This is a genomic window from Luteibacter sp. P4_E6, assembly GCF_056401535.1.
In genome coordinates this window covers 1-10,140 of sequence record NZ_JBFUJE010000117.1, presented here as the reverse complement: position 1 = coordinate 10,140, position 10,140 = coordinate 1, and the positions used below count along the sequence as shown (strand labels likewise).

Below are 10,140 nucleotides of genomic sequence, written 5' to 3'. Positions count from 1 at the left end.
GGAACTGCTGCCGGTTGAGCAACGCGGTGATGCCGATGCCGTCCGGCATCTCGGCGTACTCATTGCGGTATTTGCGCAACTCGACAAGTTGGTGCTCGGCATCGGCCAACGCACGCTGCTGCGTGGCAAGCACGCGTACGGCGTCCTCGGCCTTCTCTTCGGCCAGATCGACGACAGGTTGCAGGCGGTCGGCGCGGGATGGCATCAGTTGGTCTTCGTCGTGTCAGCGAGGCCGGATTCGGCATCGGCGAGGTTCACCGGCTCGTCGGTTTCCTGCTGGAGGAAGGCCGACAGGCGCGGATAAAGCGCGATCGCTTCGTCCGTTCGTGGATCACTGCCCTTCTGGTAGGCGCCCACGGCAATCAGGTCGCGCTGCTGCCGATATGCCGAATAGACCTGTCGGAAGCGCTGCGCGGAACGCATGTGGTCCTTGCTGACCACGGCCGGCATGACGCGGCTGATCGACGCTTCAATGTCGATCGCCGGGTAGTGGCCGGCCTCGGCCAGATCGCGCGAGAGCACGATATGACCATCGAGAATGGCGCGGGCCGCATCCGCGATCGGATCATGACGATAGTCGTCGCCCTCGGTGAGGACCGTGTAGAACGCCGTAATGGAGCCACGACCCTCGGCGTCGTTGCCGGCTCGCTCGACGAGCGCGGGCAGCATGGCGAAGACCGACGGCGGGTAACCCTTGGTCGCCGGCGGCTCACCAATAGCCAGCGCAATTTCACGCTGCGCCTGGGCGTAACGGGTGAGCGAATCCATCAGCAGGAGCACACGCAGACCCTGGTCACGAAAATGTTCCGCCACCGCCGTAGCGACCTGCGCACCACGCAGGCGACTGAGTGGCGGCGCATCGGCTGGCGCGGCGACGACCACCGCGCGGCGGCGACCCTCCTCACCGAGTGTGTGATCGACGAATTCCTTCACTTCGCGACCGCGCTCGCCGATAAGGCCGACCACGACCACGTCCGCATCGGTGAAGCGGGTCATCATGCCCATCAGCGTGGATTTACCGACGCCCGAGCCGGCGAACAGACCAATACGTTGACCGCGGCCGACGGTGAGCAGGGCGTTGATCGCCCGCACGCCCACATCGAGTGGCGTATCGATAGGTCGGCGCATCATCGGATTGATGGGATCGCGACGCAGCGGCGCACGCTCGCGCGCCAGCAAGGGCCCCAGACCATCCAGCGGCGCGCCGTCCGGACCGATGACGCGGCCCAGCAGCGAGTTGCCCACCGGCACACCGGAGATGGCAGCCACCGGCGTCACGCGCGCGTTGGGCAGCACGCCATGCATTTCACCCGTTGGCATAAGCAACAGACGACCGTCGGAGAAGCCGACCACCTCGGTTTCGAGTTGCCTGCCGTCGGCACCGGCGACCATGCAACGGGCGCCGACCGGCGCTTCGCAACCGACGGCTTCGAGTGTAAGCCCGACGACACGCCGCAGCTTCCCTTCCGCCTGCAGCGGACGCACACGCTCGGCATTTGCACGCTGGGCGGCGAGGGACTCGCGCCAATGCGCGATGCGGGCGGCGGTGTGGCTCTCAGCCGTCACGACGGATCGACCTGGCCTTCGAGCACGCTGTCGATCACAGCGGCAAGGCGCGTGCGTACCCGAGCGTCGAGTCGCGACTGCTCGCTTTCCAGGCGCACGTCGCCACGCTCCAGCGCGGCATCGTCGACGATCGACCCTTCATGATCGAGACCAACCCGGTGTTCGCGAACCAACGTCGCATCGGCGGGATGGAGGTGAATCTTGAGGTGACGCGTCGCAGCGGGCAGCGCATCGACGGCCTGGCGGACAACGTCGAGGATCTTTTCCGGCTGCGTGGTGATTTCATAACCGAGGACGCGCTCGGCGATCACCGTTGCGAGGACCGCGAGGTCACCTGCGACCTCGTGATCGAGTTCGGCAAACGGGCGTTCAACGGCGGCAAAAAGTGCCTCCAGTCGCGCCACCTGCTCGGCGAGTTCTCGCTTGGCCATGGCGCGGCCCTCATTGAGGCCCGCATTGAAGCCTTCTTCGCGCGCCTGGCGCTCGATCGCTTCGATCTCGGCCACGGTCGGACGATGCGGACCTTCGTCCTCGACTTCCGGGCGGGCGACATGCGGATCCGGGCCACCCACGACCGGCAGCTCCCATCGCTCGAACTGGTCGACGCGTTCCCGGGCAAGGATCGAGGTGAGACTCATCAGACGAATTCTTCCCCGCCACCGGCGAGATTGATCTGGCCCGCGTCAGCGAGACGACGCGCCGTGGCCAGCACTTCTTTCTGTGCCGCATCCACCTCGGAGAGGCGAACGGGACCCTTGACCTCGAGGTCGTCGCGCAGCATGTCGGCGGCGCGCTTGGACATGTTGGCGAAGATTTTCTCTCGGATGGCCGTCTCCGCGCCCTTGAGGGCGGTGATGAGACGAGCCGACGGCACTTCGCGCAACAAGGTCTGCATGCTGCGATCATCAAGATCGGCAAGATCGTCGAAGACGAACATGAGCTCTTCGATACGCTCGCCAAGACCCGTATCGATACCGCGAATGGACGCCATCAGTTCGGCTTCGCGCGAGGTTTCCATCGCGTTGAGGATGTCTGCTGCCGCCTTGAGGCCGCCGACACTGGCCGACTTGAGCTTGTTGGAGTTGCCCGAGAACTGACGCTCCATGATTTCATCGAGCTCGTTCAGGGCATGCGGCTGCACGCCATCCAGCGTGGCGATGCGCATGACCACATCGCTGCGCGTGCGCGCTGGCAGGTAACCGATCACTTCGGCGGCCTGGTCGGCTTCGAGATGAGCCATGACCAGCGCGATGATCTGCGGATGCTCCTGGCCGATCATCTCGGCAATGGCGCGACTCTCCATCCACTTCAGCGATTCCAGGCCCTTGCTGCTGCGGCCAAGGAGAATGCGGTCGATGAGGCCGCCCGCCTTGTTCTCGCCCAGCGCGTTGACCAGGATCCGGCGGATGTATTCCTCGGTTCCGACGCCGATCGAGGTGTGCTGGCCGACATCTTCCTGCAATTTGGTCAGGACGGTTTCGACCTGTTCCTTGGACACGTTTTTCAACGCGGCCATGGCCGTGCCGACGGCCTGCACGTCGCGTGCGCCAAGGTGTTTGAGGATCGAAGCGGCGTCTTCCTCACCCAGGGTGAGCAGGAGGATCGCGGCCCGTTGCGCGCCCGTCAGGGCGTCTTTCGGTTCAAGCGCCATCGTCGGATACCCAGCTCTTCACGACCTGCGCGACCTGTTTAGGATTCTCGGCGGCCATGCGCTTGGCCAGGCTGACCTTCTGTTCGTAAGCCAGCAGCGCGGGCGAGCCCAACTGCGGTGACGTGCTTACCCGGTCCGGCGTCATGTCGTCATCGTCAACCATGACCGACACCGTCGGCATCGGCCCGGCGAGCGCTACGTTGTTCATCATCATCGGTGCCGGCTTGAGCAGCCCCTTGAGGATGGGACGCAGCACGAAGAAGCCGACCACGAGGGCGATCATCACGCCGAGGCCCTGCTTGATCAGGTCGAGCATGCCCGGGCGTTCCCAGAACGGCGTGGACTGCGGTTCGTCCTCGGCGGTGACGCCATGGAACGCTTCGTTGATCACACTGACACTGTCGCCGCGCGCGGCACTGAAGCCGACCGCGTTCTTGGTCAGTTCGGTCAGGCGGGCGATTTCTTCCGTCGTGAACGGCACGCTCTTGCTTTTGCCGTCCTTGTCCGGGACCTGTTTGTTGTCGACCACCACGGCGACCGACAGACGCGCGACCTTGCCGGCGGGATCGGTGACATGGCTGACCGTGCGGTCGAGTTCGAAGTTGCGGGTGGCGCTCTGCGTCTGCTGTGTCGGCGTCTGCGCGGTCTGCGTGGCGGCATTCTGGCCCGGCTTGGCGCCAGCGGCGCCGCCCGCGGCGGGATTGGCCGCCGTCGCATTGGCACCGGTATTAGGCGGCTGGTTGCTGAGCGCGCCCGGGACACCACCGTTGTTCGCGGCATCCGTACGCGTTTCGCTGTTCGTCTGCTCGCTACGCAATGCCGGATTGTCGTGGTTGAACGTTTCGCTGGCCTTCTCGGTCTGCGAGAAGTCGAGGTCGGCGAAGACCTGGGCCCGTACCTTGCCAGCGCCGACAAGCGGGGTCAGCAGGTCTTCGACGCGTTGCGTGTAGGTTGCTTCGATACGGTTGGACAGGCGCAGGCGACTGTCGCCGATGGCCGAGGCGCTGTCCGGATCGCTCACGGTCAGCAGGTTGCCGCCCTGGTCGATTACCGACACCTGACGCGTATCGAGATCCGGCACGCTGGCGGCGACCAGATGCACGATCGCAGCCACCTGACCCTGGTCGAGCTGACGGCCCGGATAGAGCGAAACGACGACCGAGGCGCTGGCCGGCTTGTTGTCGCGGACGAAGGCGGACGGCTTGGGCAGCGCGAGATGCACGCGTGCCGCACGGATGGACTGCAGGCCTGCGATGGTGCTGGAGAGGTCGCTCTCGAGCATGGACTGGTAGCGCGAGCGCTCGGCCATGTCGCTCATGCCGAACGGGGAATCCGCCTGCGGCAGGGCACTGGCACCACTGCCCTGCGGCAGACCCTGGCCGGCGAGCTTGAGGCGTACACCCGCCACGTCGGCGGCCGGCACGAAGATGGAACTGCCGTCGGTGCTGAGCGTGTAAGGCGTGTTGCCCGCCTGCAGGGCCTGGGTTACCGCGGCGGCATCTTTCTGTTCCAGGCCGCCGTAGAGCAGGCCGTAGTTCGGGGCACGTGACCACATCACCGCGGCGATGCCGATGGCGACCGCGCCGGCAATACCGGCGAGCATGAAGATCTGCCGCGCCGCCGGCGTCTGCGCCAGCGACTTCAGCGAGTCCATGCGCTTGCCGTCGTTCTTGTCCGTGGTGGCTACGCCGTTATCTGCCATGGTTCGACTTCAGTCCTTTCGGGAGGCGCATGCCGCTTAGAGCGACATGTTCATGATTTCTTTGTAGGCATCGACCATCTTGTTGCGCACTTCATTCATCGCGCGGAACGAGAGGTCGGCTTTTTGACCCTGGATCATGACCTGCGCCAGATCGATGCCCGGATCGCCGCGTTCAAACCCTGCCGCCATCTGCTCGGCTTTGTCCTGACTCTTGGACACGCCATCGATGGACTGCTTGAGCAGGTCACCGAACGAGCTCTTTCCGGCGCCTGCCGCCTCGTCCACGCCACGAATGGCGGGCATCTCGCTCTGCGCGGTGATGCGGCGCATCTGGAGCAGGAGGCTGTTGACATCGATGGTGGTCATGACGGTTTTCCAACGCGTTATCGGCTTACTGACACTCGATGCACGAGCTATGCCAACCGAACGCGATGCACGCAGCGGGCGATCAGCCCACCTGCGCGGTCTCGGACAAACCGTACTTACGCAGCTTTTCGACGAGCGTCGTGCGCTGCACGCGAAGCAGCTTGGCCGCATGGGCGACCACACCGTTAGCCGAATTCAATGCCTGGCGGATCAGGCCGATCTCGATGCCGGCGAGGTGATCCTTCAGGTCGAGCCCACCCAGCGGGAGCACCGCCGGATCGCTTTCGCCGAAACCGAACGTCTCGGTGACCGGTTCCGGCTCGGCTTCCATCATGGCGATCAGCGCGGCGCCGGTGACTTCTTCCATCGGCTGTGCGCCGCGGTACTTTTCCGGCAGGTCCGCGGCGCGTACGTCGCCGTGCGGCATGAGGATAGCCATGCGCTCGACCAGGTTCGACAGCTCACGCACGTTGCCCGGCCAGGGGTGCTGGCACAGCGCATTCATGGCGCTCGGCGAGAAACGGACGGATGACAGGCCACGCTGCACCAGGCGCTGGTTGAACTCGGAGATCAGGGCCGGGAGGTCTTCCAGGCGCTGGCTCAGTGAAGGCATCTCGAGCGGGAACACGCTCAGGCGGTAGAAGAGGTCTTCGCGGAAGCCGCCACGCTCGATCGCGGTTTCCAGGTCACGATGGGTGGCCGCGATGATGCGGACGTCGCAGCGCTGGGCACGGTTGCCACCAACGCGCTCGAACACGCGCTCCTGCAGCACGCGAAGCAGCTTCACCTGCATGGGCAGGCTCATGTCGCCTATTTCGTCGAGGAACAGCGTGCCGCCCTCGGCCATCTCGAAACGACCCTTGCGGGTGCTGATGGCGCCGGTGAAGGCACCCTTTTCGTGACCGAACAGCTCGCTCTCGAGCAGTTCGGCGGGAATGGCGCCGCAGTTGATCGCGACGAAGGGCTTGTCGCGGCGMGGCGAGCAGTCGTGAATGGTGCGGGCGACCAGCTCCTTGCCGCTGCCGGACTCGCCGAGCACCAGGACGCTGGAATCGAAGGGTGCGACCTGGCGGATCAGCGCGTTGACGCGCTGCATCGGACCGGACTGGCCGACGAGACGACGGCTGGACGGGGTCGGCTCGACACGCGAATGCAGGGCGCGGAGGGCTTCGGAGAGGCGCTCGTAACGCAGCGGCACGTCGATCAGCTCGATGTTCTGGCTGCGGGCGTCATCGCCGGCAATCAGTGGTGTGGCCATCGGCGAGTCGGCGGCCACCAGCAGCGGCAGGTTGCGCGCATGGCGGCCGAGGCTGGCCAGGTAACCTTCCAGTTCGCTCTCGTCTTCCACGGTACCGACGAAGGCACCGCGCCAGCTCTCGTTCGGGTCGAATGTCGACATGCGGTTCGCCAGCACCGGACGGTAGCCGAGGAAGGCGAGCGCCGAGACGATGTTCTCTGCGCGGGTAGCGTCGGATTCGATGACGAGAAAGTTGGAAGACTTCACCTGAAATACCTCACGTTGCGTGTGATCGAAGGGCCGGAGCAGGATTCGCGGTGGAATCCCGTCGGCTTCGTTGCAAGGTATCAATCAAGGAGCGTGCCAACGTCGGAAATCCGGCGCGACGCGGCAAGAACTCACGCTATGTCGCGGCGTCAGCCGCCGTGAAGAAAACCTTTTCGGCAGGTCAAGGGCATGTGAAGAGGCCGCACCGCGTCAAGGCTGACGACACGCGTCACGAATGTGACGCAGGGTGCCACGCGACGTTCAAACGTCACGTGACGCAAAATGTCACCTCACCCTTCCGAGGGTTCTTGCGGACGGGAATGCGCCCGGGCCTCAGCCACCTGACGCCGGTGCTGGCGAAAAACCAGCCGCTCGATGCCGTCACGGACGGGCTCGGTAAGCCCCTCGAAGCCGAGGAAGCCCTTGCCATCCGTGGGCCCCGCGAGGCGGACGCCCGGCAACTCCAGCGGCAGCGCCCGGCAGGCGTCGAAGTGGATCTTCAGCAGCACAGGCTGGCCGACGGGCGGCAGGCCATCCCAGGGCAGGACAGCCCCGGAGGCGTTGAAGCGAAGGGCGATGCGCGACGGCAAACCGGTTTGTGGCAGGAGCAACCGGTTGACGATTTCCATCAGTACGTTGAGCTTGGCGTCGAGACGGGCCACTTCCTGGGTCAGCGGGCTGTCGTCTTCGCTGGCCTCGCTGCGCCGGTCCATCAAGGCAGACACCGCGACGAGGACACTGGCATTACGGTCATTGATCAGGGCCAGCGCCGCGGCCTCGGGCCGCGGGCCTGCCTCGCAGGTCGCGTGGAAGCGCCCGTCCCAGGCGACGCGTTCGGAAAATGCCAGCCAGCCTTCGTCACTCATGCTTGGCGCCCCCTGCCAGAGGAATGTCGGTCAGAACGAACTATACGCGGCGACGGCCCGGCGCACGCGTCGGGAGGCATCCCACGCCGCAGCCGCCTCGTCGCGGGCGGCGGACACCAGGTCCTTGATCAGACCGTCGGTCAGCATGATCGCCTTGAGCGATTCGATGGATTCGGGGGTGTCGCGCATGCTGCCGCTGCGGATGACCGGCTCACGCTCGGCTTCCAGGGTGGCCAGCTCGTCCCACTGCCCTTCGCTCGCTGCCGCGTGCATCGACTCGGTGAGGCTAAGTACGCGGTCGAGATCGCACCAGACGGTGTCGTTCACGCGCCGGCCCCGGCCACCTGGCGCGCTTCGACCGGAATGGCTACCCAGCTGTCGCGGATCTGGCCAAGCAGGGTGCTGACTTCGTCCAGGGCGGTGATGTCGCTATGCACGTTGGCGTGAAGCAGCCGGCGACTCATGTAGTCGTAGAGGCTGTCCAACTGGTCGACCAGGGGTGTTTCGACGTTGTGGTTCAGGCCGCCCTGCAGGGCACCGACGATTTCGATGGCTTTGGAGATCGCCTCGCCCTTGCCAGCAACGTTGCCGTTGACGGTGCAACCGCGTGCAAAACGAATGCGCTCGAGTGCACCGTCCATGAGCATGGTCACAAGGCCGTGCGGATCGGCGGTTTCGACGCCGCCGCCGGTACGGACCTGCTGATAGGCGCCAGCGCCTTGGGAATATCCGAGTGCCATATGTGTGTCCTGGGGTTTCCGGTCAGTTCTTCGACGTGGACAGCGCGTCGAACTGCTGCTGGAGGAAGCTGCTCGTGCTGCTCAGCTTGGTCATCATGGTGTCGAGCGCGGTGTACTGCGTGGTCAGGCGCGTCGTGTAGTCCTGCATGGTGACGTCATAGTCACTCTGCTGCTGCGCAATGTCCTTGGCTTTCTGGTTCAGATTGGCCGTGCGCTCGGTCAGGATGCCGCTGGACGAGGTCCAGCTGGTGATCATGGCGTCGAGCTTCGGCGCGATGCCGTTCGCGCCACTGAGCAGGTTCTGCGTGGCCTTGGGATCGGACGCGAGCGCCGCCGTCAGCTTGGTCGGGTCGAAAGCGAGCGTACCGTCCACCTGGAACGACACGCCGAGGTTGCTGAGCGAGGTCGGACCCGGCGCATTGCTCGCCAGTTGGGATCCGATCAGGCTGGTCACCTGGCTTTTGAGCGAGGTCACCGTGGCGTCGCCGATGAGCGCACCGACCTCGTTGGTGGTCGAGTCGTACTTGGTCAGGGACTGATAGGTGGAAACGAAGGCGTTGTACGAGGTGACCAGACTCTGCAGCGCTCCGGAAACCGCCGACGGATCGTTGGCGATGGTCAGCGAGCTGGAGCCGACCTTCGACAGGCTGAGGGTCACACCGTCGATAGCGCCCGTGACCGAATTGGTCGTGCTGGTGGCGGGCGTACCGTCGATCGTGAACTGCGCGTCCTGCGCCTTGGTCGTCGCCGTATCCGTCGTCGGATCGAAATCCAGCTTCGACAGGTTGCCATCGCCGCCGCTGGTGGAAACCGTAAAGGCATTCGCCGCACCGGTCGCGGTGGAGGTCAGGACGAGATGGGCGCCGTCCGTACCGGTAACGATGCTGGCTGTGACGCCGGGATTGTCCGAGGACTTGTTGATCGCATCGCGAATGTTCTGCAGCGAATTCGCGCCGGACGTGACATTGAGGTTCATCGACTTGCCGCCGATGGAGATCGACAGGGTACCCGTACCGGCGGCGGAGGTCGCGTCGGTAAAGCCTGCGGATGTCGTCTTCTGCACGGTGGCCAGCTGGCTGACGACGATGTTGTAGTCGTTCGGCTGGGCCGTAGCGTCGGCGCTCGCGCCGATGATGGTGGAGTCGCCGACCGAGGTCTTCTGCGTGGTGAACGCGGAACCGTCGGTGAGCGCCTTGATCGCGGCCTGCAAGCTCGTCAGTGATGACGTGAAGTTGCCGATCGCGGAAACCTGGGTGGTGTTGTCGGTGGCCTGTGCGGCCAGCGCCTTGTCCGTCGCTGCGCGCTTGTTAGCAACGAGGTTGCTGACGATGGACGCGACGTCGATGGAGCTGGAGCCGAGTGTGACGGGTGTAGTGGCCATGAAGCTCTCCTGGGGGACGCCTCACTGCCCTGGGCGCCAATTTGTCGACGGCTGGCCCCCTTGCGAGGACCAGCCGCAGACAACTAAGCAATTACCCTGCCAAAGCTATTACTGGAGCAGCTTGGTGACGATCTGCTGGCTCTGGTTGGCCTGGGCGAGGACCGAGACGCCGGCCTGCTGCAGGATCTGAGCCGAGGACATGTTCGCCGTTTCCTGGGCGAAGTCGGCGTCGGTGATGGCCGACTTCGACGAGGTCAGGTTCTGCGAGATGTTCTGCAGGTTGGAGATGGTCGAATCGAAGCGGTTCTGCACCGCGCCGAGGGTGGAGCGCAGGTCGGAGACCGACTGCAGGGCGGCATCGATG

At 64.9% G+C, this 10,140-nt stretch carries 12 protein-coding genes; all 12 read right to left on the bottom strand.

From position 1 onward, the window contains the following. Nucleotides 1-205, bottom strand: a 205-nt coding sequence (locus tag AC1DT2_RS09630) for a flagellar export protein FliJ (protein WP_477296021.1), incomplete at its 3' end; no start/stop codon positions are given. Further along, complete coding sequence (gene fliI, locus AC1DT2_RS09625) at nucleotides 205-1,566, bottom strand: flagellar protein export ATPase FliI (RefSeq protein ID WP_213948728.1); 1,362 nt, start codon at nucleotides 1,564-1,566, stop codon at nucleotides 205-207. The genes fliI and AC1DT2_RS09630, both read right to left, overlap by 1 nt. Next, nucleotides 1,563-2,204 carry a FliH/SctL family protein gene (locus AC1DT2_RS09620; RefSeq protein WP_213948727.1) on the bottom strand — a complete coding sequence of 214 codons (642 nt, stop codon included), beginning with the start codon at nucleotides 2,202-2,204 and terminating at the stop codon, nucleotides 1,563-1,565. The genes fliI and AC1DT2_RS09620 overlap by 4 nt, the downstream gene beginning before the upstream one ends. Beyond that, nucleotides 2,204-3,217, bottom strand: coding sequence for a flagellar motor switch protein FliG (gene fliG / locus AC1DT2_RS09615; protein WP_046966184.1), 1,014 nt, complete (start codon nucleotides 3,215-3,217; stop codon nucleotides 2,204-2,206). Before fliG ends, AC1DT2_RS09620 begins: the two co-directional genes overlap by 1 nt. Next, nucleotides 3,207-4,919, bottom strand: coding sequence for a flagellar basal-body MS-ring/collar protein FliF (gene fliF, locus AC1DT2_RS09610; RefSeq protein WP_477296020.1), 1,713 nt, complete (start codon nucleotides 4,917-4,919; stop codon nucleotides 3,207-3,209). Before fliF ends, fliG begins: the two co-directional genes overlap by 11 nt. A gap of 36 nt (nucleotides 4,920-4,955) precedes the next feature. After that, nucleotides 4,956-5,285, bottom strand: a complete 330-nt coding sequence (gene fliE, locus AC1DT2_RS09605) for a flagellar hook-basal body complex protein FliE (RefSeq protein ID WP_063571536.1) — start codon at nucleotides 5,283-5,285, stop codon at nucleotides 4,956-4,958. An 82-nt stretch (nucleotides 5,286-5,367) separates the two neighbouring features. Continuing rightward, nucleotides 5,368-6,789 carry a sigma-54 dependent transcriptional regulator gene (locus tag AC1DT2_RS09600; RefSeq protein ID WP_213948725.1) on the bottom strand — a complete coding sequence of 474 codons (1,422 nt, stop codon included), beginning with the start codon at nucleotides 6,787-6,789 and terminating at the stop codon, nucleotides 5,368-5,370. Between the two features lie 290 nt (nucleotides 6,790-7,079). Continuing rightward, a complete protein-coding gene (locus AC1DT2_RS09595; protein ID WP_063571534.1) occupies nucleotides 7,080-7,655 on the bottom strand; it encodes a PilZ domain-containing protein in 576 nt (191 codons plus the stop codon). Between the two features lie 30 nt (nucleotides 7,656-7,685). Beyond that, nucleotides 7,686-7,982 carry a flagellar protein FliT gene (locus AC1DT2_RS09590; RefSeq protein WP_082879000.1) on the bottom strand — a complete coding sequence of 99 codons (297 nt, stop codon included), beginning with the start codon at nucleotides 7,980-7,982 and terminating at the stop codon, nucleotides 7,686-7,688. Next, nucleotides 7,979-8,395: a flagellar export chaperone FliS gene (gene fliS / locus AC1DT2_RS09585; protein ID WP_213948724.1), complete on the bottom strand. Its 417-nt coding sequence runs from the start codon at nucleotides 8,393-8,395 to the stop codon at nucleotides 7,979-7,981. Before fliS ends, AC1DT2_RS09590 begins: the two co-directional genes overlap by 4 nt. Nucleotides 8,396-8,417: 22 nt before the next feature. Then, entirely contained in the window at nucleotides 8,418-9,776 is a 1,359-nt protein-coding gene (gene fliD / locus AC1DT2_RS09580; protein WP_477296019.1) for a flagellar filament capping protein FliD, read from the bottom strand. A gap of 108 nt (nucleotides 9,777-9,884) precedes the next feature. Further along, a partial coding sequence (locus AC1DT2_RS09575; protein WP_477296018.1) for a flagellin occupies nucleotides 9,885-10,140 on the bottom strand: 256 nt, incomplete at its 5' end.

Coding starts and splice junctions, on each gene's coding strand:
- AC1DT2_RS09620 (WP_213948727.1), bottom strand. CDS start 2,204: ATGAGTCTCACCTCGATCCTTGCCCGGGAACGCGTCGACCAGTTCGAG.
- fliG (WP_046966184.1), bottom strand. CDS start 3,217: ATGGCGCTTGAACCGAAAGACGCCCTGACGGGCGCGCAACGGGCCGCG.
- fliF (WP_477296020.1), bottom strand. CDS start 4,919: ATGGCAGATAACGGCGTAGCCACCACGGACAAGAACGACGGCAAGCGC.
- fliE (WP_063571536.1), bottom strand. CDS start 5,285: ATGACCACCATCGATGTCAACAGCCTCCTGCTCCAGATGCGCCGCATC.
- AC1DT2_RS09595 (WP_063571534.1), bottom strand. CDS start 7,655: ATGAGTGACGAAGGCTGGCTGGCATTTTCCGAACGCGTCGCCTGGGAC.
- fliS (WP_213948724.1), bottom strand. CDS start 8,395: ATGGCACTCGGATATTCCCAAGGCGCTGGCGCCTATCAGCAGGTCCGT.
- fliD (WP_477296019.1), bottom strand. CDS start 9,776: ATGGCCACTACACCCGTCACACTCGGCTCCAGCTCCATCGACGTCGCG.